This window comes from Chryseobacterium taeanense, assembly GCF_900099685.1.
Lineage (GTDB): Bacteria > Bacteroidota > Bacteroidia > Flavobacteriales > Weeksellaceae > Chryseobacterium > Chryseobacterium taeanense.
Window position 1 is genome coordinate 255748 of the sequence record NZ_FNDW01000004.1, and the last position, 25104, is coordinate 280851.

The window sequence follows — 25104 nt, forward strand, 5'->3', positions numbered from 1 at the left end:
AGTATAATTTCATTTTGAAGCAATATTTATTCCTTAATTGATTTACGTTAAAATTTTACCGAACTTTTCGGATATCGAAATATTATCAAATGAAAAGTCCCGCGAAATTCGCAGGACTTTCATATTATTTTCTTGGTTTTTCAACGCCTTTCCATTCGTCGCCGGCTTTTCTGTACTGGCTCAGCTCGAAAGTTTTGAAGTCTTTTGTTTTGTACTCGATATTGTCGGTATTTTGCTCAAACGGCATGATGTAATAATATTCTTTATCGGTTTTGTCCGTTTTTGTACCTTTTTTTACGGAAGGAACGTATTTCGAGAATTTATAGCTGGGAAGATATTGTTTTAATCTTGCATAGAAAGCTTTATTCTCTTTTTCGTCAGGAATAATGTCTACGATGTTGAAATCGTCTTTCTTTTTATCAATCCAAAGATAGTATGTTTTATCTTCTCCTGTATTTCTGTTGTTGGAGTTGAATGCAAAAAGTTCTTTCGGTACAAGTTCTTTGATTCTTTCAGCATCGACCTTTGTGTAATACTGTCCTTTTGAAGGATCTACGTAGGTTTCAAGATTATACATTAATACAGAATTATTATCAAGATTTTTATTTTTGAAATACTGATTCAAAGATAATTCTGCTGTTTCTCTTAATTCTTTTCCTCTTGCATCCAGTTTTTTAGTAGGGTTCTGAGGATTTACTTTTTTTACGAATTCGTATAAAATTTTAGGTTTTATATCTTTCAGGTGAGGATATGTCTTCAGTTGCTCTGCCTTTACCAGCCAATAGTACTGTTGATAAAAGTCTTCTTTATCAGCATCCTTTACCCTTTTATACACCATTGCAAGTTTTTTGGAGCTAAGATATCTGCCGTATTTTCCTTGTCCGAAAGCCAAAGTCATGGATAACAAAGCAAATAAGATAGTAATGTTTCTTCTCATTTTTTTATAATTGATATTTTCGTTTTCCAAATATAATTATTTATTAGATAATATATTTGATTAACGGTTAAATTCTAACAATATTATTAAGGTTCTTTCAAAAGAAAATCCTGTATTGCTACAGGATTGATAAATTTTTTCTCAGATTGAAGGTTTTAGATGTCTGAAAGCAGGAGAAAAATATAATTTATAAACTGGTCTTTATACTATTTTTCATATGACGTTTCATGTATTTTTACGGCTCTTCCGCTTGGGTCGTTCATATTTTTGAATGCTTCATCCCATTCTAATGCAATTGGAGTGGAGCACGCAACAGACGGAACAGACGGAACAGTAGCTGCAGCGGTCTCACTTGGAAAATGTTCTTCAAAAATAGATCTGTAGCGGTATTCTTCCTTATTTTGCGGCGTATTCAAAGGAAATCTGAATCTTGCATTGGTCATCATTTCGTCAGTCACTTCTTTTTCAGCAACTGCTTTTAAAGTATCGATCCATGAATAGCCGACACCATCAGAAAATTGCTCTTTCTGTCTCCAAACAATAGATTCAGGAAGGATGTCTTCGAATGCCTTTCGCAATACCCATTTTTCTATTTTTCCTTCAGCTGCATTTACCATTTTATCTTTAGGGTTGATGGTCATGGCGATGTCCATAAATTCTTTATCTAAAAAAGGAACGCGACCTTCAATTCCCCAGCTCATTAAAGCTTTGTTGGCTCTCAGACAGTCATAAAGGTGAAGTTTTCCTAATTTTCTTACGGTTTCATCATGGAATTCTCTGGCATTTGGTGCTTTATGGAAATACAAATAACCTCCGAACAATTCGTCAGAACCCTCGCCGGAAAGTACCATTTTAATTCCCATTGATTTAATGACTCTGGCCAAAAGATACATCGGCGTAGAAGCTCTTATCGTAGTTACATCATAAGTTTCCAGATGACAAATCACATCACGGATCGCGTCGAGACCTTCCTGAACCGTGAAATTAACTTCATGATGAACAGATCCTATGTATTCTGCCGCTTTTTGTGCCGCTGCAAGATCCGGAGATCCTACAAGACCGACAGCAAAACTGTGAAGTCTCGGATACCAGGCTTCCTGAGTGTCTCCGCTCTCCACTCTTTGTCGGGCAAATTTTGCTGTGATGGCTGAAATTACCGAAGAATCCAGGCCGCCGGAAAGCAAAACTCCGTAAGGAACATCGCTCATCAGTTGTCTGTGAACAGCATCTTCCAGGCCTTTTCTTAATTTATCAATATCAGTATAATTATCTTTTACCGAATCATAACTTTCCCAGTCTCTTTTATACCATTGCTGAAGCTCGCTTCCGTCTTTGCTGTACACCAGATGCCCGGGCAGAAAAGTTTCAATCTTTTTGCAGACACCTTCCAATGCTTTCAGCTCTGAGGCAACGTAGTAATTTCCATTTTTATCCCAGCCTTGATACAGCGGGCAGATTCCCATGTGGTCGCGGGCGATGAGGTAGATATCATTTTCTGTATCATAAAGGGAAAAAGCGAAAATGCCATTCAGTTTTTCGATAAAATCTTTTCCGTATTTTCTGTAAAGAGCTAAAATAACTTCACAATCAGATTGGGTCTGGAATTCATAATCAGGAAATTCTTCTTTTAATTCCCTGTGATTGTAAATCTCTCCGTTTACGGCAAGAGCTACTTTTCCGTCTTTTGTGAATAAAGGTTGTTTTCCTGAGGTAGGATCTACGATAGCGAGTCTCTCATGAGAAAAAACTACTTTTTCATCCTGAAAAACTCCACTCCAGTCCGGACCCCTGTGACGGATTTTTTTAGACATTTCTAAAACCTGAGGTCTTAATATTTCAGTTTTTTGTTTGGCATCAAACAAACATACAATTCCACACATATTTTATCATTTAATTTGAAACAAAAATATAGTTGTGGTTTATAATAAACAATAAAAAATGTTATCAAGTTAATTTTTTTAACCAAATAATATTTTATAAAGTAAAATTTTAATTATAAATAAAAATTAAGCTGATTTTAGTTAATTTTTTTCGTTATCATCTTCTCATAGCCTATATACAAAATAAAAATTAAAAAATTATTAATGTATGATAATTTATTATTAAGAATTTTATTCTTACTTTGTGCCTCGAAATAATTTTTTTTCATCATTTGTGTTTTTACCTTCTTGCAGATTTAATTTGCAAGAAGGTTTTTTTTATTCATTACCCAACAAAGCGCCTGAAACATTCCATGAACTGAAACTTGTTCCTTCCGTTGGACCTTGTGGAATTTTCACCTGAATTGTATGTTTTCCCGCTTTCAAATCTCCGAGGGAAATAAAGTTGGGATTGGTTACTGTTCCGGGACACCAATTGGAACGGCTTAAATCTGATGACGAAAGACCGTCTGCAAAATTTCCGGACGCAGGATTGTAAAGTCGGTATGAGCCGCAGTCTGATCTCCATGGTGTGAATGAGAAGGCCATTTTGCCGTCTAAAAGAATTGAATTTTCTTTTGGAATAAATTCGTCGCCGTTTTCCCAGCCGCCGTGTCCGGTGGTGATGTATCTCAGCTGTGCGTTCTTCAGATCTTTTTTTAATGTAAATTCTACAACCAGACCTTTATCCTTATCAAACATTGTAGAATAGTCCTGACCTGCCATTTCCATAATATTCAGTGTGTTGAATAAAGGAATTACAGTATTGTTTTTATGAATGTTCTGATCGCTTTTATGGATGGTAATTTCAAGACTCACTTTATGTCCGCCTTTGTCGTAGTTCCCAATAAAAGCTCCCACCCAAAGTTCTTTTTCATTTAAAGAAGGCTTAAGTTCGGTAATATCCTGTCGGTACGGGCTTATCGTCTGCCATGTTTTATCTTTAAGCTGAAGATTATTGAATTTATTAACTCCAAAAGCTGTAAAGAAGCGCATCATTTCAACAGCTGGATTATAATTTTCTGTTGAAACCACTCCGAAATACTGCTTTCCGTTTCCGTTGTCATACAGTGGAAGCTTGTTTACGCCATTTTCCAGACCATCCAGAAAAGATTCTTTTTTATCTTCAGGAATAAAAAATACGGTTCCGGTTCTGTCATAAGCATCGCCGTTGGACTGTTGCTTTAATTCAACGAAAATATTTTCACCTTCCGAAATTTTCGGGAACTTAATTTTTTTAAGGATAATCGTTCCTTTGGCGAATCTTTTAATCTCGCTATCTGATTTAGACTCATCTGAAAATCTGATGGTTTCGTTTTCAAAGACTTTTAAAGTTGTGAACCTGCTTTTCCAAACCATATCTTTATAACCAAGCTGATCGGTAGACTTAACGTTGCCGCTCAGGATTTTATCAATATCGGTTTTTTTTACTTTTTTAATTGAATTTGCAGTAATCATTGAGTTTTTATTTCTTTCAATCTCTAAAACAAACCCTAAGCTTTGTCCGAGAATCGAAGGTCCTCCTTGAATTTTGAGATCGTTGGTGTACCAAACCTCAATGGTGTTTGAATTGATTTTGGTCACTGCTTTTTTACAGGTATAGCCCAAAATCTTTTTCGTTTCATTGGTAAATTCAAAGGTTTGCTTTCCTACAGATTCTGAGTCGGAAGTTGAAATTATTTCGCCAGGTTTTAAAAAAGCATAAGAAATTACAGTATTTGACGGTTTTTCAATTTTCGTTATTTCATATGGGAATTCTGCTTTTTGTTCTCTTATGTTGGTATTCAGAATAAAATTTTCTTTTTCATTGACCCAAACTAAAGTAAGAGGCTGTTCTTTTATTATTTTTCCATTGTATGAGCTTACATATTGAATTTCATACGTTTGGGCGAACGTAAAGAATGATAAAAAGATAAAGACGCTGAATAAAAATTTATGTTGCATATAGGCTGTTGGTTTTCACAAAGATAAATTTTAATACCAACTTTGTGAACGATTAGTTTTCAATTATATGTCGGTAAAATTATGCAAAAAGTTACATGATATTTTGACAGAATCTGATTTATGTTTAAATAAAAAACTACCCTGAATACAGAGTAGTTGTCTTATTTATATGTTTATGAATTTTAAGAAATTCTTTCAATCAGAGCCATGTAGAAACCATCGTAGCCTTCGCTTGGCATTACTTTCTCATCTTTGAGCATCTTAAAATTAGGATTGTTTTTCAAAAATTCTTCAACCTGTCCATTGTTCTCTGAAGGTAAAATGGAACATGTTGCATACACCATTTTTCCACCCTTTTTAAGCATTTTAGAATAATCCTGAAGAATCTGCTGCTGCTCTTTTTTAATCCTGTCGATAAAATCCTGGTCGATTTTCCATTTGCTGTCGGGATTTCTTTTCAAAACACCGAGTCCTGAGCAAGGCGCGTCGATGAGTAATCTGTCGGCTTTGTCATGAAGTCTCTTAATTACTTTATTGTCAGAAATCATACGGGTCTCGATGTTGTGAGCACCTGCTCTTTTTGCGCGGCGTTTCAGCTCTGCCAGTTTCCATTCAAAAATATCTAAAGCAATGATCTGTCCTTTATTTCCCATTAAAGCTGCGAGGTGAAGTGTTTTTCCTCCGGCACCGGCGCACGCATCAACAACTCTTTGACCTTCTTTTACATCAAGAAAATACCCGATTTTCTGTGAAGAGGCATCCTGCACTTCAAATAATCCTTCTTTAAAGGCTGTGGTAAGAAAAACATTCTTTTTTTCTTCCAGCTGAACGGCATCTGGGTAATTTTTTATAGGATAAGATGTGATATTTTCATCAGCAAGGTCGGAGATAAGTTCTTTTGTGGTAGTTCTTAAAGAATTGGCCCTCAATACAGTCGGTGCCTGTTCGTTTAGAGCATACATTTCCTTTTCCCATTTTTCACCCAGCTCCTTTTCCAAGGTTTCAGCAAGCCAGTCGGGAATGGAATGTTCAATTGCTTTTGTAGGAACAGTTCCTTTTTTAAGCTTTGTAAGGATGTCGGCGATCTTTATTCCGTCAAATTCTTCAAACTTTTTATAATTGGTTTTACTCCAGAGGAGGTAGGCTAGTATCAATTTGTAGACATTGTTGGGTTTTACCCCTTCTCCCATATAATATTCAAGGCGCTTTTTCCAGCGGATGATGTTATAGAAAATCTCAGAAACAACAGCTCTGTCCTGGCTTCCCCATTTTTTGTTTGCTTTTAAAAGTCTTTCGATCACTTTATCGGCATATTTGTTTTTCTCAAAAAATGTTTCCTGTAAAGCATCGTGAATACCGATGGCTAAGTTTCTGTGAATAAGTTCCATAAAATTGGGTTCTGCTATTTTGAATCTGCAAAAATACGAAAATTTAAACTTTTATAGTTATAAATTGTAAGTTATGAATTATGAGTCGGTTTCAACTTTTTTAGTGCGTGTTAATTTATAATTCTTAATTTTTTTAACTCATCACTCAAAAAACCTACCTTTGCAAAAAATTGAAAATATGAGTGATACTGTACTTTGTCCGAAATGCGGCTCCGAATTTACTTACCCAAGTGATAATATGATGGTTTGTTCTCAATGTTTCTACGAATGGAACCCTGAAGAAGCAGCTGCCACAACATCAGATTCAGGAAAAATTTTAGATTCAAATGGTAATGAACTGCAAGACAGAGATTCTGTAGTCGTTATTAAAGATCTTCCTGTAAAAGGAGCGCCAAAGCCTGTAAAAGCCGGAACAAAAGTGAAAAATATACGCCTGAGACCTGACAGCGATCATAATATTGACTGTAAAATAGATGGTTTTGGAGCTATGGCTTTGAAATCAGAATTTGTGAAAAAGGCATAAAAAAAGGAAAGAATTGGACAGTGTAATCTTTCAAAAAACTAGATTGCAGAACTGCTAATTTTCGTTTTAGGAGGCAGAAAGAGAATTAACCAAAAATTTCCTTATGCTGTGGAAGTACAAATGTAAGAAAAAGTTTTAAACAAGATTCTTGCATTTGTATTTTTTTTATGCACAATTCCATAATAACTATTGGATAATCTGTATCTTATAATTGTAGAGTGTAACAGGGTTTGATATTTAATGATGATTTTTCAGGAGCTATTTCCCGCTATCGCTACTCGCTTTTTTTCTTTTTCGGAGGCTGCGGCGGCTTTGCCGCCGGCAGCCTCCGAAAAAGAAAAAGAGCTCAAACACGCCGCTCAATCGGGGCTAGTTTTTGGCCGTTCTCATGAACTTTTAGAGTAAGAATCAATCAAATGTAATATTTACAGAATTTTCAATTCTCTGGTCTGTATAGATAATCAGTTCTTTATTTTTTACCATTATTTTATTCCAATAATGATTTCCGGCAAACCGGCTTTCCTGTACTTCAGCTTCAATACCATTTTCTGAAATTTTTATTTCTTTGGGATAATATGAAAATTTACGGATACCAAAGTCAGTCACTTCATTATCGTTAAAGATATTCACCTCACCAAAAAGCTTAGCTACATAAGGATTGTAAGGATTTTTGAAAGCTTTTTCAGGATCTCCTTCCTGAACGATTGCTCCGTTTTGTAATACAACAATTTCATCCAGCCACGGAATGATATCCTGTAATTCATGTGTAGAAATAACCAGTGAAATATTCTGCTGTTTTACATAGCGGAATAATTTTTCGCGGAGTTCAATTTTTCTAGGAAAATCAAGGTTGCTGAAAGGTTCGTCAAGAATCAGAAGCTTTGGAAGCACAGAAAGCGCTCTGGCAATGGCAACGCGCTGCTGCTGCCCTCCGCTTAGGTATTTTGGAAGAATATTGGCAAAATCTTCAAGGCCGACAACTTCGAGAAGCTCACTCACGGTTTCTTTTTTCTTTGTGAGGTTGATATTAGAAATAAATTTACCTACATTTTCAGCTACCGTCGCATAAGGCATAAGATCAAAATTCTGGGCTACAAATTTCATTTTTGCCTCACCCGGAACCAGATTACCTTTAGGTCCCATCAGTTTTTCGCCGTCAAAAATAATTTCGCCGTTTTGCCAGTCGAGGAGACCGTAGATCAGACTCAATAAAGTCGATTTACCACAGCCGCTTTCACCGGCGAGCGCAATGATACTGCCTTCTTCAAACCTTAAATTAAGGTTCTGAAACAAAGGTTTTTCCTGGGAATATGAAAAATATAAATTGTTTATTTCTAATAGCATATTACAAATGTAATGAATTGAAATGTTTCTAGGAAAGAACGGTTTTTTTTATTATTTTAGCACAAGTAATAAAATATTAAAATTATGAAAAAAAGGCTATTTTCGGTAGTTTTTTCTATGCTTTTGGTTGCATCCTTCATGATCTCGTGTAAAAAGGAAAAACCTGTTTCGGAAAGTAATGAAGCTGTTACTGCTAAAAATGGGACAGAATTTACGGTAGATACTTTAAACAGTAGAGTAGAATGGAAAGGATATAAAATTTTTAAATCTGAAAATACCAGCCATTTTGGAACCATTAAATTTGAAAGCGGCGATGTTACTGTAAAAGATTCAATACTTGAGAGCGGAAAATTTGTAGCAGATATGACTTCTCTTACTTCCGAAGACCTAAAAAATAATGCAGGACAGTTGGAAAAACTGAACGGACATCTGAAAAGCGGAGATTTCTTTGAAGTGGAAAAATTCCCCACAGCTTCCTTTGAAATTACAAAAGTAACGCCCTCTGCTGAAGGAGATTATAATACTTTGCTAGATGGAAATTTAACTGTAAAAGGAATTACAAAACCTGTTCAGTTCAAAGCGAATGTTTCTTTGAAGGAAGGAATGGTAAGCATTGCAACAGAACCAAAAGATATCAGTAGAGAAGAGTTTGGCGTTAAATTTCAGAGCCCTGTAGAAAACGGTGTTATCAAAGATGAAATTACACTTCAGATCAATGTGAAGGCTTTAGAGAAAAAATAATTTTTTTATTTAAGTGAAATAAGTGATTGAAGTCTGTCTCTGAATGGGACAGATTTTTTTAACAATTTAAGGAAAAATATTTCGCTGAAAAACCGTATTTTTGCAAAACATTTTGAAAGGGTAAAACAATGATAGAAAAGATAGAAGAGTTACTGGTTGAGGTAAACAGCTTCAGTGCCACATCAAAAGAAGAGATCGAAAACTTCCGTATCAAATACAATGGAAAGAAAGGAATTCTGAATGATTTTTTCGAAAAATTTAAAGAAGTTCCTAATGACCAGAAGAAAGATTTCGGTCAGAAGATCAATACTTTGAAGCAGGCAGTTAATGTAAAACTGGAGGATTTGAAAAATTCTTCAGCATCTTCTGTTATAATTGAAAAGGAAGATCTTACGAGACCTGCTTTTCCTTTGGATCTTGGGTCGAGACACCCTATAAATCTTGTGAAAAACAGAATCATCGAGATTTTCAAATCTATTGGTTTTGCTGTGGCAGATGGTCCTGAAATTGAAGATGACTGGCACAATTTCACCGCACTGAATCTTCCGGAATATCATCCGGCAAGAGATATGCAGGATACTTTTTTCATCGAACAGAATCCTGATATTTTGTTGAGAACACACACATCTTCTGTGCAGATTCGCTATATGGAGGAAAATAAACCGCCTATCAGAATCCTGTCTCCGGGAAGGGTTTTCAGAAATGAGGCAGTATCTTCACGTTCTCACTGTATTTTCCATCAGATTGAGGGTTTATATATTGATGAGAATGTAAGTTTTGCTGATCTTAAACAAACGATACAGTTTTTCACAACGGAACTTTTCGGAAAGTCTAAAATCAGATTACGTCCTTCTTATTTCCCTTTTACAGAACCTAGTGCTGAAATTGATGTCTATTGGGGACTCAACTCAGAAACGGATTACAGAATCACAAAAGGAACAGGCTGGCTTGAAATCATGGGTTGCGGAATGGTAGATCCGGCGGTTTTGAAAAACGTTAATATTGATCCTGAAAAATATTCAGGTTATGCCTTCGGAATGGGAATTGAAAGAATCGTTATGCTTCTTTATCAGATGAGTGATATCAGAATGTTTTTCGAAAATGATATCAGAACGCTTGAGCAGTTTAAAAGTCTTTAAATTAGTTAAAAACTCATACATATTATATCCTGTAAATTATTTTTACAGGATTTTTTATTACTTTTATGCCCTTAAATAACCCTGATGTTTGAAAAATTAAATTTTAGATCAAGAAAAATTGTTCATTACTCGCTGATTATTTGTATTTTACTTATACAAATGCTTATTGCAGCTTTTTTTTATAATGAATTCATCACAAAGAAAAATTTAGCATTTATTGAAAATCAGCTGAAGGAACTCCATTCGTTGGAAATCCTTACTGATAGCTCTAGAAATGAGCTTTTAAATGCACAGGTTGACTTTCAGAAATACATCGTCACCGAAGACGAAAATTATCTGAAGTCGTATTTTGAATCTTTACATAAATTAGATAAAAACCTTGACAGTATCGGCGAATATGGAAATAAATATCCCAGATTAAAAAGTGCTCTGACCTCAGAAAAGAATAGTCCTACAGAAGTTAAAAAACTGAAATCTCTGATTGATTCTACATACGAATATTCATCAAAAACAAACTTTAGTACCAAAAAAGACTTTCCTAAAGTCACAAAGTACGATCTGGATTACAACTTTGATAAATTTAATATTGAGACAAAAACCTATTCGGATACTGTAAAGAAAAAAGGATTCTTCGGCCGTCTGGGTGATGCGATTTCCGGAAAAGAAAATGTACGGAAAGAAAGTACGGTAATTACAGTAAAACAAGGGAAAACTCCTAATGCCACTAACATAAAAGCTGAATTTGACAGTATTATTCATCTAATAAATAATCATTACACAGGACAAATCAGGAAAATACAGATGAATGTCACGAAAAAAGAAAATAATAATGCTACTTTTTATAAAATATTCGGTAATCTGCTAACGTATGGAAACGGCGTTATGAATGTTTATGAATATGCAATCAAAGATTCCAGGTTCGATTTGGAAAAGGAGTATAAAAAGCAGAATTCCAGAAATAACAGAATGAGGATGAATCTTATTTTTGGCGCTATGATTCTCATGTTTATTGTATCTATACTCATTATGATGCTTACCGGCATAGCATTTTCTTATGAAAGAAAAATTAAAGCTGCCAACAGTCAAATTAAAGCTAACCTTGAGTTTAAGAGCCGGCTTTTAGGTATGTTGAGCCATGAATTAAGATCTCCGTTGAAAATTATCAGTATCCTCATCGGCAGAATCAGTGAGAAAACAGAAGATGTCGAAATTAAAGAATATCTAAAGTCGATCAATTTTACAAGCAATAGTTTATTACTACAGTCTAATCAGATTTTGGAATACACCAAAAATCAACGCGTAGAAAACAAACTTGTTTCGGTGTCTTTTAACCTTAAGAGTGAGATAAACGCAATTTTAACTTTTATTGAACCTTATATTCAGACAAGGAACAATAAATTTATGATAAATATTGATATAAATCCAGATCTCATCGTCTATTCGGATAAAACGAAAATCAATCAGATTTTCATGAATATTCTCGGAAATGCCAATAAATTTACTGAAAACGGGCAAATAACGGTCAACACAAAAGCAGAAAAGACAGATGATGATACTGTATTATTGTCAACAGAAATTGTCGATACTGGTGCAGGAATTTCTAAATCGGATCTTAAAAAGATATTTGAACCTTACTATCAGGGGGCTTTGTCAGATGATGTTCAAAATGTTGGTGCGGGGCTGGGCTTAAGTTTATGTAAAGAACTGGTAGAATTATACAATGGCAGCATCTCTGTAACTGCCGAAGAAAAAGCAGGAACTTCTGTCTTTTTTTCTCTTACATTAAAAATAAGCCCATGAATCAAGAGGCTCAGGTTACAAGTTTTTTGGTGGCAGATGACCATGGTCTTATCAGGCAGGCAATTGTATTGCTTCTTGATGGTATTGGGATAGACTATAAAGTCTTTCAGGCCTCTAGCATTCATCAGATCAAAGATTGCATCAATGCTCATCAAATAGATATTGCTATCATGGATGCGCATTTTCCTGACGGAAACAGTCTTCATCTTATTCCGGAAATTAAAAGTTTACATCCAGAAATGAAGATTCTTATTTTCACAGGGATTGAGGAAGATATTCATTCTCTCAAATTCCTGAATGCAGGTGCTGATGGTTTTTTAAGTAAGCTCAGCGAAGAGAGCGAGGTGCAGAAAGCTATTCTTAAAATAGTGAATGATGGCGAATATATTTCACCGGTTACTAAGATTAAGTTGATGAGTTCTTTACGTACCGGAACTCTTATTAATCCTTTATCTTTATTAACTGATAGAGAAATGCAGGTTGCCGAGATGTATGCCAAAGGTCATGGGAATCTCGAAATTGCCAATACGCTCAATGTAAGACAAAACACCATCAGTACAGTAAAAAAAAGGATATTTCATAAACTCAAAATTGAAAATATCGTAGAACTGATTGACTTAATGAAAAATCATTCTGATTTTTTGTAGAAAAATATCTACAACCTTATCGATTTATATCTACTCGTTTTACCGGAATTTGTAGCATGGTAGTGGTATCTTTGTACCACAATAATAGCTATTATTTAAATCTTTGATTCTGAAAATGCAAATGATGAAATATTAAAAAAGAATCAAAGATTGAAGCACAAATGATGAATAATAAGTAAGGCTCTTTTGGGAAGCAGAGCCTTCTTAGGTAATTGCAGGTTGCAAAATTAACCTCCGAAAAACTTTCGGAGGTTTTTGTTTTTAATTACTGACTTAAGAAACAAAACGTAATTAAAAACTATTCTGTATAATGTAAGTTTTTCTTACAAAACTTCTTCTTTACTTAAATGACAATCTGAAATGAAGATTTATTACATATTCAATAAAAAAGTCTGTGAAAACACAGACCTAAATAATTTTATTTTGTAAACCTCAGCGGGTACTTTACATTCTTAAATCCATCAATACTTGCCTTTAAAGAGCCAACAGCCAGTTCAGCTTTCAATAAGATAGGAATGTGATTGGCATCATTAGACACCCACATGGTTACCCCTTCTTTTTCTTTAAAAACCCGCCCGCTTTTCACGGAAGGAATGATCTTAAGGCAATTGATCGTACCAAATTTTGTCTTGAGATTTTCTGTTCCGGTCACTTTCAGCTGAAAAGGAAACATTTCATCATCAATCCATACATTCATATTAATTACCGTCCCAACTCTAAGTTCAGTAGCACTTTTACTTCTCAAATAATAAAAGCATGAAAGCATATCCTGTACACCTTTTACCGATTTTATCACTTTGGAGCCATTCGCTGGAGTCTTTTTATCCGTTAGAACTAACGTATTATTTTCGTGATTGAAAACGGTTTCAAGATGTTGTCTGTAGCTTCCTTCTTTTACATTTCTTACGTAGAAACTCGGAAGTTCCGTATTCATATTGATATAGCTTTCATAAAGATCATCAACTTTAAAAAACGCCCTTACTGCTCCGGTCGTTTGTCCTGTTCCTTTTACATAAAGATGAGGAACTCCTTTATACACCGTCTTTTGTGTTGTAAGATTAGCTGTCCCTGCATTAAGAAATCCGTAATGGATTCTTAAAGTAATAGATTCACCGTCAGAGATATTGGTAATCTGGCTGAAACTAAAGGTGAATAAAAATATTAACACTATACTTAAACATTTCTTCATAATCAAAATTTTACAAAAACGTTGCCAAATGCAATAACTTAAAAATTTGGAAGATATTTGATAAATCTCAGTTTTTTATTTAGACTGAATTAAATATGCTTCGCATTAAAATTAGTAAATTTGCAGCCACAAGTATAATTAAATTATCTTATTATTATGATAACGACCGATATATTGATCATAGGAGCCGGACCAACCGGGCTTTTTGCTGTATTTGAAGCAGGTTTACTGAAAATGAAGTGCCATATTATTGATGCGCTTCCTCAACCGGGAGGACAGTTGGCTGAGCTTTATCCTAAAAAACCTATTTTCGATATTCCGGGTTATCCGTCTGTAAATGCAGGTGAGCTTATTGATAACCTGATGGAGCAGATCAAGCAATTTCAGCCCGGCTTTACGTTGGGAGAAACAGCTGTTTCTTATACCAAAGTTGATGATGAATGGTTTGAGGTAATTACTAATAAAGGAACCGTTCACAGAGCTAAAGCTATCGCTATCGCAGGTGGTTTGGGTACTTTTGAACCAAGGAAGCCTACCATTGAAAACGTTGCTGATTACGAAGAAAAAGGGCTTGAATATTTCGTTAAAGAGCCTGAACATTTCAGAAATAAGAAAGTAGTTATTGCCGGTGGAGGAGATTCTGCGCTGGACTGGAGTATTTTCCTTTCTAATGTTGCAAGTGAGGTAACATTGATCCACAGAAGAAACGAATTCCGTGGCGCGTTGGATTCAGTGGAAAAAGTTCAGGATCTTAAAAATCAGGGGAAAATCAAATTAATTACACCTGCCGAAGTTACCGCTATCAAAGGTGACGGAAAAGTTGAGTCCATTACCGTAGCCATCGACGGACAGGACCCTTACGATATGGAAACGGATTATTTTATTCCATTATTCGGATTGACCCCAAAATTGGGCGAAATCGGAAATTGGGGATTGAACATCGAGAAAAATGCAATCGTAGTAAATAACGCCCTGGATTATCAGACTAATATCGAAGGAATCTATGCGATCGGAGATATCAATACGTACCCGGGAAAACTGAAACTTATTCTTTGTGGTTTCCACGAGGCAACTTTAATGTGTCAGAGTGTTTACAACAGATTAAATCCCGGAAAAAAATTCGTTCTGAAATATACAACAGTAAGTGGAGTAGACGGATTCGACGGAAGCAGAAAAGAAGCTGAGAAAGCGGTTGTGAAAAAAATTGACTAATTTAGTTGCCGGTTATCGGTTTGTTGTTTAAAGAACTACTGACCGCTATCAACTATCAACAAAGAACGATCAACTAAAATGAGCGATATCAATATAAAAATCACCGACAGAGAAGGTGTAACCCACGATGTTGTAGCCCCTACAGATATGTCAATGAACTTAATGGAAATCATTCGTTCATACGAACTGGCAGAAGAAGGTACCATCGGGGTTTGTGGAGGAATGGCGATGTGCGCTTCCTGTCAGGTTTACGTGGTTAATGATCCCGGACTTGAAGAAATGGGCGCTGAAGAAGACGCCATGCTTGGAGAAGCTTTCCATGTGAAAGAAAATAGTAGACTGGGTTGCCAGCTGCATATCGTTCCTGAAATGGAAGGCCTTGAAGTGGAAATTGCTCCTTATCCTTAGAAATTTAAATTAATCCAAATTATAAAAAACTCCTGAAGATTTTCTTCGGGAGTTTTTTATTTATTCAATCGTTACATTTATTTTGTTTCATATAATTTTGAAGGATTCTGCCTCGAATCAAAAACATTTGCAACAATAATTTTATTGATTTCTTTATTGATATAATAGATGATTTTATAATTTCCGGAAACAAGATATCGAAATTCATATTTTCTATTAATTAATAATTCTTCAATTTGTCCTGCTTTATTATTTTGCTCTAAGATTAAAGTTTTATCAATAATTTCGGTAATAATTTTTTTTGCAATTTTTATTCCTGCTTTGTATTTGTAATATTGAAAAATATCATGCAGCTTTTCTTCTGCAAGCTGAGTCCAAAAGATTTCTAATACCATTTCTGGATTTTGTTTTTTAAATCTACAACATTAGTTATCCTGTTATTATCCACATCATTAATTGCCTTGTCAATTTCATCATTAAATTCTTCTATTGACATGGGTTTTAAATTCTCATCAAAATTTTCAGACTTAATCTTATGAAGCGCATTTTCCAAGGCATTGATAATTTTCTCGTTATCAATTCTTAAAAATTCCTGAACGAGCGATATTTTACGTGCTTCTAAATTCATAACTTTTAATATTTAAATCAAATTTAGTGATTTTATAATAAGGAATGCTTAAAATTTTATCTCTAAAAATTAATAGCATTCCTTAAAAATATTAAACTTCATCCTTCGAAATCCACTTCCCAACCTTCGGTGCTTCATAATTTTTCATCATTTCCAGCAGTTCTTCGATATTATCACTTATCAACAGCATATCGCGGTTGATTTGCTTTAGAAATCCTTTGCTAACCATTGTTTGAACCAGTTTAATTAAATCGTCATAGAATCCGTCGATGTTGAGAATACCAATCGGTTTCTGATGAAGTCCGAGCTGTGCCCAGGTAATCATTTCGAAGAATTCTTCCAGCGTTCCATAACCTCCCGGAAGTACGATGACACCGTCGCAGAGCTCATTCATTTTGGTTTTTCTTTCATGCATGGTTTCCACTAGAATCAGTTCCGTCAGTTGCTTATGGGCAATTTCCTTTGACTGTAAAAAATAGGGGAGAACACCAATTACTTTTCCACCTGCTTGTAAAGCTCCATCTGCTACAGCTCTCATTAAGCCAACGTCTGCGCCGCCATAAACCAGCTGTATATGATTTTTTGCCAGCGTTTGTCCAAGCAGTGTTGCCTGTTTTTTATAAATGTCTTCCGAACCGAAACTCGATCCACAGAATATGGTGATACTTTTCACGATTAAATTAGAATTAAATTTTTCTTTTTTGAGGAGATTGTCTGTTTGAAAAGAAAGATAAAATTTCCACATCGCTATCATGTACACGATAATACATAGTGTTAAATTGCAGAATAATTACTTGTGAACATCTTTGCTTTCGGATACAGGAAATATAAAAGGATTTTGAGATATAATTTCTATCGAGCTTTCAATTTTATGAATAAGTTTTTTGATCTCTTTATCCGTAAAATTATTTTGGAGATAGTCTATGGTTTGTTCCAGTTCATTTAAAGCATTTGGAGTCCAAAAAACTTTATAGCCACTTTCCATATAACTTTCTGGCTTCGGAATGAGATTTTAATTCTTCATTGTCAGCTTCTGATATTCCTTTTTCAATAGATTTTTTTTCTTCTTCCGAAATTGAATTCCACCTGTCTTTGGTTTCTTCTTTCCTGAATTGAATCAGTTTTTTAATAATAGAAGCATCCTCCAATGTAGATAGCCATTGAATTAATTCAAGTTTTTCATTGAGAGTCCGTGTATTCATAACTTGTATTATTTATTCAAATTTATAATTTTATATAACAATCTGCAAAGATTCAAAAACAAAAATATCCAAAGCCATCACAACTTTGGATATTCAATATAGTAATTTTATAATCTTATTTTAAAGGAATATTCGCTAAAATATCCTTTGTAAAGCTCCAAAATTTCTGTGCAGAAGGAATATTCGCTTTTTCATCAGGAGAGTGCGCTCCTCTGATCGTTGGTCCAAAGCTAACCATTTCCATTTCCGGATAGTTTGCTCCGATGATTCCGCATTCCAGACCTGCATGACAAGCGACTACATGAGGCTTATCACCAAATTTCTCCGTATAAAGATTTTCCATCAACTTTACAATCTCGGAACCTGGTTTAGGCTTCCAGCCAGGATAAGAACCACTGAAAACAGTCTTCATTCCCGCCAGCTCAGCCACAGATTTTAGTTGTTCGGCAACAGAATCTTTTGAAGATTCTACAGAAGAACGGGAAAGGTTTAAAATTTTAAGCTCTCCATCTTTTAATTCTACTCTTGCAATATTATTGGAAGACTCCACAAGATCTTGTACGTCAGGACTCATTCTGTAAACACCATTGTGAAGAGATTTCAGGGTAAGAATGATTCTTCTTGAATCTTCTTCGGAAAGAGCTTTCTCTGAAGTGGTTGAACTTTCAATATTGATGTGAAGATTAGGTTCTATTGTCGCAAATTCTTCCAGGATTTCCTTTTTAAGGCCATTAATTACTTCATCGATGAATTCCTGTGCATTTCGTACAGAAACTATGGCAACGCCTTCTCTTGGAATGGCATTTCTCAATCCGCCGCCATCAATAGAAATCAATTGAATATTTTCTTTTTCCAACCCTTTATAAAGGATTCTTCCTAAAATCACATTGGCATTTCCAAAACCTTTATGAATATCCATTCCTGAATGACCGCCCTGCAAACCTTTAACTTCGATTCTGATAATCTGGCCTTTCGCAACTTCCATAATGTAATCCTGCGAAATGGTTACGTCAATACCCCCAGCACAGCCGATATCGATTTCATCATCCTCTTCCGTATCCAGATTGAGAAGAATCTGACCGGTAAGCTGTCCGGGTTTTAAACCCAAAGCACCCGTCATTCCGGTTTCTTCATCAATCGTGAAAAGAGCTTCGATATCAGGATGCGGAATATCCGTACTTTCTAAAATCGACATGATCGTCGCCACTCCAAGGCCATTGTCAGCCCCCAGCGTTGTGCCTTTCGCCTTTACCCAGTCGCCATCTACCTCCATTTTAATACCTTCCGTATCAAAATCGAAATTAACATCGTTGTTCTTCTGACAAACCATATCAAGATGCGACTGAAGCACCACCGATTTACGGTTTTCCATTCCTGGTGTTGCCGGTTTTTTGATGATGACATTGCCGACTTCATCAACCGTTGTTTCCAATCCTAAATTTTCACCGAATTCTTTAATGAATGCAATGACTTTTCCTTCTTTTTTTGAGGGTCTCGGAACAGCATTTAATTTGGAAAAATTCTTCCAGATAATCTGCGGTTCTATAGTAGATAGTTCCATTGAAATTTATTTTTCTCAAAATTACAAAATTAAAAATGCTTCCGATAATCCGGAAGCAGCAATTTTGGCAGAAGCCAGAAGCAGTTTAGCAACCGCATTCTCCATAGATGGGCATCTTTACAATAGTTCCGTCTGGTTTTTCGATCGTTAAAGTACCTTCAAACAACAGAGCTTCTTCGCCTTTTATTTTTTTTCCTTTTACGGAAATTTTATAATCATCATTTTCTATTTCTTTGCTCAGCTCTTCATCGGCTTCCATATCATTTGAAGAAATCAGATTCATAGCGATTCTTTTTCCGTCAAGTTTCATGTAAGCGGTTTTTCCAGCATCATCTGCATAAATATATTTTTCGGCCAGGAAATCGGCTTTGCTTTTGGCAAAATAACATGAACATTCCTTGATTTCTGTCGGAAAAGGAAATGTATCAACAGCAATTTTTCCTGAAGAAATATCCGTTGCTACAGTATCCTGAACGATTTTAGCAGAATCTGCCGGAGCAGAAATCTGAGTGGTTTGTTGTTCCTTTTTACAGGCAACCAGCAGAAAAGCAGAAAAGAAAATGATTAAATATTTCATTGTTTTTAGTTGTTAAAGGTTATCCTCTTGCTCTTTCAAGAAGCGTCATCATCAATAACGAAAGGATTACAAGGCTTTCCTCTTCATCATCAATATCAATAAGGCGGTCAAGCTGGAATCTTCTTCCAAAGAATGACGGCATTTTTTTAAGTTTAAAATATTCTTTTCCATCTAATCCGGTCACGGTGTAGGAAGGATTCAGGAAATATCCGGTAAATGCTCCGACGAGTGGGATTTCGCCGACCATTCCGTCAAAAAAACGTACCCAGGCATTGTCTTCCTGAATTTTGAATTTGGGTTGATCGTTGGCATCCAGGATATCATAGCTGGCTTTCCAGATAGAACGCATCCCTTTTCTGGCCATTCTTCCGAAGTTTCTGCCCGTAGCAATTTCAGTTAAAGAATAAGAAGCGTTGAAATCGATCCACTGATTGGCTTTGATTCTGAAAAGTTCTTTGGATTTGCTCTCGTCATTAAATACAATAACGTCTTCCTTCAGCTTAAACATTTTTTGACGAACATACGCGACATAATTACCGTTCTTATCCGTGATATTGAAATCACTGGCTAATGTTGTAATCTTAAATTTAAAATCCAGAGGATAATTTAAATTGTTAAGTACCATTTTTTAGTTTATTTTCAAGTTAATATTTCGTAGCCCAAAGATAATGTTATTTGTTTTAAAAGCAGGGTACCTTAACGTCAATTTAAGCTTAAAACTGGGATTTTTAAGAAGATTTAAGAATTAAATTAACCTGAGTTCGGGATAATTTTATATAAAAGCTAAACAAAAGTTATTAATCACTTAGTTTTTAAAAATTTAAGATATACAAAGGCGTGAAACTTATCAAAGTAATACAAAATTCTTGTATTACTTTGATAAACGAAGTGGCATTGTTTAACTTAAAAGCGTTTCAAAAATTAAACATTTCTTTGTTTCTCTTTGCGATAGAATAATTTTATTTTGAAAAATCAATTATTTAAAATATCTCTTATCCCGAACTCAGGTTAAATTACATCAACATCGGGAAAGTTCCAAACACCCTTGCAACAGGTTTTCCCGACTCCCGGAAAATCTCCTGCACGCTTGCAACAACCTTTCCGGTGACCGGGAAAGCTTCATGCACCCTCGTAACAACTTTTCCGGAAGCCGGGAAAGTCTCTTGCACCCTTGCGACAAACTTTCCGGAAATTGATATCCTGGTCAGAATCTCAACTTCAGACAGCTCCTTAAAAATGTTCCGAATCCCCATCTTTTTGCTTATTTTTGTGTTATGGATTACCCAAGTAAAGTTTTGGCAAAAGCGGTGGATGAAATTTCCGGATTGCCGGGAATAGGCAGAAAAACGGCATTGCGTTTAGCATTACATTTATTAAAACAGCCGGCTTCCAGAGCAGTAAGCCTTGGAAATTCCCTGATCAGCCTTGTCAATGATATTAAATACTGCAAAGAATGTCATAATTTTTCAGACTTTGAGGTCTGTGAGATCTGCAGTAATCCGAAAAGACATGACGAACTGATCTGTATTGTAGAAGATGTTCGTGATGTGATCGCCATCGAAAATACCGGGAAATATACCGGGAAATATTTGATCTTAGGTGGTAAAATTTCCCCGATGGAAGGTATTGGTCCTGCCCAACTGAATGTTCCAAGCATTGAAAAGAAGATTAATGACGGTAAAGTGAGAGAGTTCATCTTTGCTCTGAGCGCTACGATGGAAGGGGATACAACGGCATATTATATTTACAAGAAATTTAAAAACTTTGATATAAGTTTTTCCAGCATAGCGAGAGGAATTTCTGTAGGAGATGAGCTGGAATATGCGGACGAGATATCTCTGGGAAGATCGATTGTAAACAGGTTGCCCTATAATGAAGAAAAATCCTGATATAATTCTTCCGATATGATCTCTGTAATAATACCAATGTTTAACGCCGAAAAGACGATAGTCAAAGCTTTGGATTCTGTGAGAAATCAGGATTACGACCTGAAGCAGTTTGAGATTATCATCATTAATGACGGCTCGACGGATCAGAGTAAACTATTAGCGGAAAACTACAGGAATTCACACTCCGAACTTGATATAAAAGTTATTACCCGGGAAAATGGAGGTGTTTCCAAAGCCAGAAATACAGGTTTGAAACTCGCTACTGGAGATTATATTGCTTTTCTGGACTCCGACGACGAATGGTTGCCGCAGAAAACTAAAAGACAGATGAAATTTCTGGAGGATGAATATTTAAATATAGATTTTATTACAAGCCTTCGAAATGGTGAAAAAATCTGGTTCCCTTATAAAAAAGATCATTTAAATCTTGCAGTAATGACCGTAAGAAAATTACTTGTAAGGATTGACGGACAAACTTCCACCGCTTTATTCAAAACGAAGGTTCTGGAGAATACAGGTTTTTTTGATGAAGCACAAAGATATTCCGAAGACGCTAATTACTGGATGAAGATTTCCAAAAACAATTCAATGTACATTCTTGGAGAAGAACTGGTATATACCGGCGGAGGGAAGAGATCTTTCGGCGTCTCCGGTCTTTCAGCCAATCTTCCGGAAATGGAGAAAGGGATACAAAAAAATCTTCGTGAGATGTACCAATTGAAAAGAATTAACTATTTTGAATATATTTTATTTTTTATATTTTCAAAATTAAAATATATTGTAAGGATTTTTAAAAGCAGGGTATGATTTATAAAATCTTTTGGGCATTAAGAGCTTTGCTGTATGCTCCCTTTTTCGGAAAGTTTGGTCTTCCTTCTTATTTAGGGAAACCCTTATTTCTGATGGGAACCCGAAATGTTTTTATAGGTAAAAAAGTACGGATATTTCCCCATCTCAGAATGGAAGTGCATCGCAAAGGAAATATTCATATACAGGATGATGTAGTGATTTCCCAGAACGTTCACATTACTTCCGCAGGAAATCTTGTGATTGGAAAAAGTTCTCTGATATTAGCGAACGTATTCATCACCAATATCGATCATGATTATGAAGAGCTTGATAAACATGTAGTCAATCAGGAATATATCATCAGTGATACCGTTATCGGAGAAAACTGCTACATAGGAATGGGATCAGCAATCATGGCAGGAACAAAGCTTGGAAAGCAATGTATCGTAGGCGCAAATTCCGTTGTGAGAGGCGAGTTTCCGGATTACTGTGTTATTGTCGGAGCACCGGCAAAGGTTGTTAAAAAATATAATTTCGAAACCCAGGAATGGGAAAAAGTAAAATAAAGTATGCAGAAAATACTTATCACAGGAGGAGCCGGATTTATCGGCAGTAAATTGTCTTTGGAACTGAAAAGAAAAGGGTATGACGTTACGGTCATGGACAATCTTTCCTGTCAGATTCACGGAGATAATCCTGAAGAAGATTCTCCCTTGTACAAAAGTATTTTAGGTAAGGTAAATTTTATCAAAGGAGACGTTGTCAATTTCCAGGACTGGGAAAAAGCGATTGAAGGGCAGGAGGTGATCGTTCATCTCGCTGCCGAAACCGGAACTGGACAATCGATGTACCAGATCGAAAAATATACGGAAGTGAATGTTTCCGGAACGGCAATGATGCTTGATCTTTTGGTGAACAAGCCACACAGCGTAAAGAAGGTAGTAATTGCTTCTTCACGGGCCGTTTATGGTGAAGGCAAATACCTTCATCCGGAATTGGGACTTATTTATCCCAAACCGAGAAATGTAGAAGAAATGCGAAACGGTATTTTTGAGATTATTTATCCCGACGGGCAGATGCTTCGTGCTTTGCCGACCGATGAAGAATCAAAGATACATCCGACATCCATCTACGGAATTACAAAATATGCACAGGAGCAAATGGTAATGACGGCCTGTTCTTCTATGGGCGTTGCGCCGGTTGCGGTGAGATTTCAGAATGTGTACGGTGAGGGACAATCGCTGTTGAATCCATACACAGGTATTTTATCAATTTTTTCTTCGCAAATTCTTAACGGAAATGATATCAATGTTTTCGAGGATGGAAATGAGTCACGGGATTTTATCCATGTCAATGATGCCGTGGAAGCTACAGTGAAGTGTATTGAAAATGATGCGGCAAACGGAGAAATTTTTAATGTAGGAACAGGAGTTTCAACGTCTGTAACCACAGTAGCAGAAAATCTGAAAAAGTTTTATCAGATAGATTTTGAAATAAATATATCCGGACAATTTCGTCTGGGAGATATCCGGCATAATTTTGCGGATATCAGTAAGATTAAATCAAAACTGAATTTTAAGCCACAAATATCTTTTGAAGAAGGAATGTCAAAATTTACCAATTGGGTTTTACAGCAAAATATTCAGGATGTGAAGTTCAAAGAATCTCTGGATGAAATGAAAGTAAAAGGACTTTTAAAATGATCGATTTAAATGGTAAAAAAATACTTTTCTTATCAGTAAGTTTTTTTAATTATGAAAAAGCCATAGCAAAAAGACTTTCTGATTTCGGTGCTGAGGTTGATTTTTATGACGAAAGGCCTTCCAATTCAAATATTTCAAAAGGGATCATTCGTCTCAATAAAAAATGGTATCATTTAAAAATAAATGCTTACTACAATCGGATTTTAAATGAGATAAAGAATAAAAAGTATGATTACTTTTTTCTCATTAAAGGTGAGGCAACCCCTTCTTTTTTTCTGGAAAAGATAAAGGATAGTAATCCTGGGATCAAAATGATCTATTATAATTTTGATCCTCTCACGGAGTATCCTGATCTAATTGATAATCTCAAGTTTTTTGATAAAAAATTTACATTCGAATATCGTGATTCTGTCAATTATAACATGAATTTCCGTCCACTTTTTTATGTGGATGAATACAAAAATCTGAATCACGATACTGGAGCTGCGATTTATGATATGGTTTTTATTGGTAGTGCACATACAGACAGATATATTGTAGGTGAGAAAATCCGTGCTGTTGCAGACAAGCTCAAGCTTAATTCTTATTTTTATTATTATGCGATGGGTAAAATAGCTTTCAGATTAAAAAAGATTATTGATAAAAATCTTAAGCAGTTTGATATCAAAAAAGTAAGTTTCGAAAAACTAAATCATCAACAAATCATCGATTTCTACAGAAAAACTAAATCAGTGGTCGATATCAATAAACCCTTTCAGAATGGTCTTACGATCAGGACTTTTGAGGTTTTAGCTTCGGGTAAGAAACTTATTACTACGAATTCGGATATTATTAATTATCCCTTTTATTCTCCGGATAATGTTTTGGTGATTGACCGTGAAAATATACAGATGAATCCTGAATTTTTTAAAATAGATTTTAAGAAATTAAATCAGGATGTGCTGTACAAAATGTCTCTGGATTCTTTTATCGAATGTCTGTTTGGCGATGCGCAGGATGATTACTGGAATTCATTCAGAAAATAATAAAAATTATTCCATTTACCATTTACGGGCAAAAAACAAAAAAGCAACTCATGTTGAGCTGCTTTTATTATGTAAAAATATTATTTGCTTATTTTGTCGGAGCAGGAGTCTGAACCGGTGTAGGAGCTGGCGCTGTGCTATTCGCAGGTACGGCAGATTGCTTAGCCGGTGCTTCTTTAGATGCAGGTACCGGAACCGGTGCTGCAGAAGGTTTACCTGTAATAACAACGCTTAAAAGAATAAGAACGATAATTGTTCCTCCTAAAGTCCATGTCGCTTTTTCCATGAAGTCGTTGGTTCTCTGTACTCCAAACTGAGCAGAAGATGCACCTCCAAATGTACTGGAAAGACCTCCACCTTTTGGGTTTTGAGCCATAACGATGATTACCAGAAGGATACTGGCGATCATAATAAGAACCATCAATAGTATAAATATAGAATCCATTAATTTGATATCTTTTTGAATGGGCAAATTTAATCTTTTTTTACTGAACGGCAAAGAAAGATTAAATCAAATATTTGATAAAAATAAAAAACGG

At 35.4% G+C, this 25104-nt stretch carries 29 protein-coding genes; 13 read left to right on the forward strand and 16 right to left on the reverse strand.

The annotated features are described in order from the left end of the window. Positions 1 to 124: 124 nt before the first annotated feature. The 4 genes from BLR30_RS08295 to BLR30_RS08310 all read right to left on the reverse strand — a co-directional run bounded on the left by BLR30_RS08295 (position 125) and on the right by BLR30_RS08310 (position 6188). Positions 125 to 937 carry a hypothetical protein gene (locus BLR30_RS08295; protein WP_089857030.1) on the reverse strand — a complete coding sequence of 271 codons (813 nt, stop codon included), beginning with the start codon at positions 935 to 937 and terminating at the stop codon, positions 125 to 127. Positions 938 to 1143: 206 nt separating this feature from the next. Next, positions 1144 to 2817 (reverse strand): asparagine synthase B, encoded by a 1674-nt coding sequence (gene asnB / locus BLR30_RS08300; RefSeq protein WP_089857033.1) that lies wholly within the window; start codon positions 2815 to 2817, stop codon positions 1144 to 1146. A 318-nt stretch (positions 2818 to 3135) separates the two neighbouring features. Continuing rightward, the gene (locus BLR30_RS08305) at positions 3136 to 4800 is read right to left on the reverse strand and encodes a GLPGLI family protein (protein WP_089857035.1); all 1665 of its coding nucleotides are present in this window, start codon (positions 4798 to 4800) and stop codon (positions 3136 to 3138) included. Between the two features lie 182 nt (positions 4801 to 4982). Beyond that, positions 4983 to 6188, reverse strand: a complete 1206-nt coding sequence (locus BLR30_RS08310) for an RsmB/NOP family class I SAM-dependent RNA methyltransferase (protein WP_089857037.1) — start codon at positions 6186 to 6188, stop codon at positions 4983 to 4985. 178 nt (positions 6189 to 6366) lie between these two features. On the opposite strand from BLR30_RS08310, the gene BLR30_RS08315 reads away from it, so the two are divergent. Together BLR30_RS08315 and BLR30_RS17710 are read left to right on the forward strand one after the other, a co-directional pair. Continuing rightward, positions 6367 to 6711, forward strand: coding sequence for a zinc ribbon domain-containing protein YjdM (locus BLR30_RS08315; protein WP_089857040.1), 345 nt, complete (start codon positions 6367 to 6369; stop codon positions 6709 to 6711). Positions 6712 to 6951: 240 nt separating this feature from the next. Beyond that, the gene (locus BLR30_RS17710) at positions 6952 to 7116 is read left to right on the forward strand and encodes a hypothetical protein (protein WP_175443627.1); all 165 of its coding nucleotides are present in this window, start codon (positions 6952 to 6954) and stop codon (positions 7114 to 7116) included. Positions 7117 to 7119: 3 nt separating this feature from the next. Here BLR30_RS17710 and BLR30_RS08320 read toward each other — a convergent pair whose 3' ends face one another. Then, positions 7120 to 8055 carry a sulfate/molybdate ABC transporter ATP-binding protein gene (locus BLR30_RS08320; RefSeq protein WP_089857042.1) on the reverse strand — a complete coding sequence of 312 codons (936 nt, stop codon included), beginning with the start codon at positions 8053 to 8055 and terminating at the stop codon, positions 7120 to 7122. An 84-nt stretch (positions 8056 to 8139) separates the two neighbouring features. Here BLR30_RS08320 and BLR30_RS08325 point away from each other — a divergent pair, with 84 nt between their 5' ends. The 4 genes from BLR30_RS08325 to BLR30_RS08340 all read left to right on the forward strand — a co-directional run bounded on the left by BLR30_RS08325 (position 8140) and on the right by BLR30_RS08340 (position 12382). Then, positions 8140 to 8796 carry a YceI family protein gene (locus BLR30_RS08325; protein WP_089857044.1) on the forward strand — a complete coding sequence of 219 codons (657 nt, stop codon included), beginning with the start codon at positions 8140 to 8142 and terminating at the stop codon, positions 8794 to 8796. Between the two features lie 128 nt (positions 8797 to 8924). Next, entirely contained in the window at positions 8925 to 9935 is a 1011-nt protein-coding gene (gene pheS / locus BLR30_RS08330; RefSeq protein ID WP_089857046.1) for a phenylalanine--tRNA ligase subunit alpha, read from the forward strand. 159 nt (positions 9936 to 10094) lie between these two features. Continuing rightward, positions 10095 to 11735 (forward strand): sensor histidine kinase, encoded by a 1641-nt coding sequence (locus BLR30_RS08335; RefSeq protein ID WP_175443628.1) that lies wholly within the window; start codon positions 10095 to 10097, stop codon positions 11733 to 11735. Beyond that, complete coding sequence (locus BLR30_RS08340) at positions 11732 to 12382, forward strand: response regulator transcription factor (RefSeq protein ID WP_089857050.1); 651 nt, start codon at positions 11732 to 11734, stop codon at positions 12380 to 12382. The genes BLR30_RS08335 and BLR30_RS08340 overlap by 4 nt, the downstream gene beginning before the upstream one ends. A gap of 418 nt (positions 12383 to 12800) precedes the next feature. On the opposite strand, the gene BLR30_RS08345 is transcribed toward BLR30_RS08340, so the two are convergent. Beyond that, entirely contained in the window at positions 12801 to 13571 is a 771-nt protein-coding gene (locus BLR30_RS08345) for a DUF3108 domain-containing protein (protein WP_089857052.1), read from the reverse strand. A gap of 156 nt (positions 13572 to 13727) precedes the next feature. Here BLR30_RS08345 and BLR30_RS08350 point away from each other — a divergent pair, with 156 nt between their 5' ends. Next, a complete protein-coding gene (locus tag BLR30_RS08350) occupies positions 13728 to 14783 on the forward strand; it encodes an NAD(P)/FAD-dependent oxidoreductase (RefSeq protein ID WP_089857054.1) in 1056 nt (351 codons plus the stop codon). A 78-nt stretch (positions 14784 to 14861) separates the two neighbouring features. Continuing rightward, complete coding sequence (locus BLR30_RS08355) at positions 14862 to 15191, forward strand: 2Fe-2S iron-sulfur cluster-binding family protein (protein ID WP_089857056.1); 330 nt, start codon at positions 14862 to 14864, stop codon at positions 15189 to 15191. A gap of 77 nt (positions 15192 to 15268) precedes the next feature. Here the strand turns inward: BLR30_RS08355 and BLR30_RS08360 are convergent, their stop codons facing one another. The 9 genes from BLR30_RS08360 to BLR30_RS17715 all read right to left on the reverse strand — a co-directional run bounded on the left by BLR30_RS08360 (position 15269) and on the right by BLR30_RS17715 (position 20412). Beyond that, a complete protein-coding gene (locus BLR30_RS08360; RefSeq protein ID WP_089857058.1) occupies positions 15269 to 15586 on the reverse strand; it encodes a type II toxin-antitoxin system RelE/ParE family toxin in 318 nt (105 codons plus the stop codon). After that, a complete protein-coding gene (locus tag BLR30_RS08365; protein ID WP_089857061.1) occupies positions 15577 to 15819 on the reverse strand; it encodes a hypothetical protein in 243 nt (80 codons plus the stop codon). Before BLR30_RS08365 ends, BLR30_RS08360 begins: the two co-directional genes overlap by 10 nt. A gap of 91 nt (positions 15820 to 15910) precedes the next feature. Then, complete coding sequence (locus BLR30_RS08370) at positions 15911 to 16492, reverse strand: LOG family protein (RefSeq protein WP_228400744.1); 582 nt, start codon at positions 16490 to 16492, stop codon at positions 15911 to 15913. 117 nt (positions 16493 to 16609) lie between these two features. Beyond that, positions 16610 to 16804: a type II toxin-antitoxin system RelE/ParE family toxin gene (locus BLR30_RS08375; protein WP_228400745.1), complete on the reverse strand. Its 195-nt coding sequence runs from the start codon at positions 16802 to 16804 to the stop codon at positions 16610 to 16612. Further along, positions 16788 to 17021, reverse strand: coding sequence for a hypothetical protein (locus BLR30_RS08380; RefSeq protein WP_089857066.1), 234 nt, complete (start codon positions 17019 to 17021; stop codon positions 16788 to 16790). The genes BLR30_RS08375 and BLR30_RS08380 overlap by 17 nt, the downstream gene beginning before the upstream one ends. A gap of 115 nt (positions 17022 to 17136) precedes the next feature. Next, on the reverse strand, positions 17137 to 18582 hold the full coding sequence (locus BLR30_RS08385; protein ID WP_089857068.1) for an aminoacyl-histidine dipeptidase: 1446 nt from the start codon (positions 18580 to 18582) through the stop codon (positions 17137 to 17139). A gap of 85 nt (positions 18583 to 18667) precedes the next feature. Next, complete coding sequence (locus BLR30_RS08390; protein WP_089857070.1) at positions 18668 to 19159, reverse strand: hypothetical protein; 492 nt, start codon at positions 19157 to 19159, stop codon at positions 18668 to 18670. A 19-nt stretch (positions 19160 to 19178) separates the two neighbouring features. After that, on the reverse strand, positions 19179 to 19784 hold the full coding sequence (locus tag BLR30_RS08395; protein ID WP_089857072.1) for an LURP-one-related/scramblase family protein: 606 nt from the start codon (positions 19782 to 19784) through the stop codon (positions 19179 to 19181). A gap of 388 nt (positions 19785 to 20172) precedes the next feature. Next, a complete protein-coding gene (locus BLR30_RS17715) occupies positions 20173 to 20412 on the reverse strand; it encodes a hypothetical protein (RefSeq protein WP_175443629.1) in 240 nt (79 codons plus the stop codon). A 21-nt stretch (positions 20413 to 20433) separates the two neighbouring features. Between BLR30_RS17715 and recR the strand changes: the two genes are divergently transcribed. From recR to BLR30_RS08420, 5 genes are read left to right on the forward strand one after another with little or no spacing between them, the layout of a single operon-like run. Continuing rightward, a complete protein-coding gene (gene recR, locus BLR30_RS08400; protein ID WP_042722954.1) occupies positions 20434 to 21048 on the forward strand; it encodes a recombination mediator RecR in 615 nt (204 codons plus the stop codon). Positions 21049 to 21063: 15 nt separating this feature from the next. Then, entirely contained in the window at positions 21064 to 21855 is a 792-nt protein-coding gene (locus tag BLR30_RS08405) for a glycosyltransferase family 2 protein (RefSeq protein WP_089857075.1), read from the forward strand. Next, positions 21852 to 22403 carry an acyltransferase gene (locus tag BLR30_RS08410; RefSeq protein WP_089857077.1) on the forward strand — a complete coding sequence of 184 codons (552 nt, stop codon included), beginning with the start codon at positions 21852 to 21854 and terminating at the stop codon, positions 22401 to 22403. The genes BLR30_RS08405 and BLR30_RS08410 overlap by 4 nt, the downstream gene beginning before the upstream one ends. A 3-nt stretch (positions 22404 to 22406) precedes the next feature. Beyond that, positions 22407 to 23540, forward strand: a complete 1134-nt coding sequence (locus BLR30_RS08415; protein WP_089857078.1) for an NAD-dependent epimerase/dehydratase family protein — start codon at positions 22407 to 22409, stop codon at positions 23538 to 23540. Continuing rightward, the gene (locus tag BLR30_RS08420) at positions 23537 to 24565 is read left to right on the forward strand and encodes a WaaS/CpsH family glycosyltransferase (protein ID WP_089857080.1); all 1029 of its coding nucleotides are present in this window, start codon (positions 23537 to 23539) and stop codon (positions 24563 to 24565) included. Before BLR30_RS08415 ends, BLR30_RS08420 begins: the two co-directional genes overlap by 4 nt. An 88-nt stretch (positions 24566 to 24653) precedes the next feature. Here the strand turns inward: BLR30_RS08420 and secG are convergent, their stop codons facing one another. Continuing rightward, on the reverse strand, positions 24654 to 25010 hold the full coding sequence (gene secG, locus BLR30_RS08425) for a preprotein translocase subunit SecG (RefSeq protein ID WP_089857184.1): 357 nt from the start codon (positions 25008 to 25010) through the stop codon (positions 24654 to 24656). Between the last annotated feature and the right edge of the window lie 94 nt (positions 25011 to 25104).

Coding starts and splice junctions, on each gene's coding strand:
- BLR30_RS08390 (WP_089857070.1), bottom strand. CDS start 19,159: ATGAAATATTTAATCATTTTCTTTTCTGCTTTTCTGCTGGTTGCCTGT.
- BLR30_RS08305 (WP_089857035.1), bottom strand. CDS start 4,800: ATGCAACATAAATTTTTATTCAGCGTCTTTATCTTTTTATCATTCTTT.
- BLR30_RS08385 (WP_089857068.1), bottom strand. CDS start 18,582: ATGGAACTATCTACTATAGAACCGCAGATTATCTGGAAGAATTTTTCC.
- recR (WP_042722954.1), top strand. CDS start 20,434: ATGGATTACCCAAGTAAAGTTTTGGCAAAAGCGGTGGATGAAATTTCC.
- BLR30_RS08355 (WP_089857056.1), top strand. CDS start 14,862: ATGAGCGATATCAATATAAAAATCACCGACAGAGAAGGTGTAACCCAC.
- BLR30_RS08415 (WP_089857078.1), top strand. CDS start 22,407: ATGCAGAAAATACTTATCACAGGAGGAGCCGGATTTATCGGCAGTAAA.
- BLR30_RS08340 (WP_089857050.1), top strand. CDS start 11,732: ATGAATCAAGAGGCTCAGGTTACAAGTTTTTTGGTGGCAGATGACCAT.
- BLR30_RS08310 (WP_089857037.1), bottom strand. CDS start 6,188: ATGGAACTTATTCACAGAAACTTAGCCATCGGTATTCACGATGCTTTA.
- BLR30_RS08325 (WP_089857044.1), top strand. CDS start 8,140: ATGAAAAAAAGGCTATTTTCGGTAGTTTTTTCTATGCTTTTGGTTGCA.
- BLR30_RS08295 (WP_089857030.1), bottom strand. CDS start 937: ATGAGAAGAAACATTACTATCTTATTTGCTTTGTTATCCATGACTTTG.
- BLR30_RS08375 (WP_228400745.1), bottom strand. CDS start 16,804: ATGGAAAGTGGCTATAAAGTTTTTTGGACTCCAAATGCTTTAAATGAA.
- BLR30_RS08335 (WP_175443628.1), top strand. CDS start 10,095: ATGCTTATTGCAGCTTTTTTTTATAATGAATTCATCACAAAGAAAAAT.
- BLR30_RS17715 (WP_175443629.1), bottom strand. CDS start 20,412: ATGGGGATTCGGAACATTTTTAAGGAGCTGTCTGAAGTTGAGATTCTG.
- pheS (WP_089857046.1), top strand. CDS start 8,925: ATGATAGAAAAGATAGAAGAGTTACTGGTTGAGGTAAACAGCTTCAGT.
- BLR30_RS08315 (WP_089857040.1), top strand. CDS start 6,367: ATGAGTGATACTGTACTTTGTCCGAAATGCGGCTCCGAATTTACTTAC.
- BLR30_RS08380 (WP_089857066.1), bottom strand. CDS start 17,021: ATGAATACACGGACTCTCAATGAAAAACTTGAATTAATTCAATGGCTA.
- BLR30_RS08420 (WP_089857080.1), top strand. CDS start 23,537: ATGATCGATTTAAATGGTAAAAAAATACTTTTCTTATCAGTAAGTTTT.
- BLR30_RS08405 (WP_089857075.1), top strand. CDS start 21,064: ATGATCTCTGTAATAATACCAATGTTTAACGCCGAAAAGACGATAGTC.
- BLR30_RS08365 (WP_089857061.1), bottom strand. CDS start 15,819: ATGAATTTAGAAGCACGTAAAATATCGCTCGTTCAGGAATTTTTAAGA.
- BLR30_RS08320 (WP_089857042.1), bottom strand. CDS start 8,055: ATGCTATTAGAAATAAACAATTTATATTTTTCATATTCCCAGGAAAAA.
- BLR30_RS08395 (WP_089857072.1), bottom strand. CDS start 19,784: ATGGTACTTAACAATTTAAATTATCCTCTGGATTTTAAATTTAAGATT.
- BLR30_RS08345 (WP_089857052.1), bottom strand. CDS start 13,571: ATGAAGAAATGTTTAAGTATAGTGTTAATATTTTTATTCACCTTTAGT.
- BLR30_RS08360 (WP_089857058.1), bottom strand. CDS start 15,586: ATGGTATTAGAAATCTTTTGGACTCAGCTTGCAGAAGAAAAGCTGCAT.
- secG (WP_089857184.1), bottom strand. CDS start 25,010: ATGGATTCTATATTTATACTATTGATGGTTCTTATTATGATCGCCAGT.
- BLR30_RS08350 (WP_089857054.1), top strand. CDS start 13,728: ATGATAACGACCGATATATTGATCATAGGAGCCGGACCAACCGGGCTT.
- asnB (WP_089857033.1), bottom strand. CDS start 2,817: ATGTGTGGAATTGTATGTTTGTTTGATGCCAAACAAAAAACTGAAATA.
- BLR30_RS08410 (WP_089857077.1), top strand. CDS start 21,852: ATGATTTATAAAATCTTTTGGGCATTAAGAGCTTTGCTGTATGCTCCC.
- BLR30_RS17710 (WP_175443627.1), top strand. CDS start 6,952: ATGATGATTTTTCAGGAGCTATTTCCCGCTATCGCTACTCGCTTTTTT.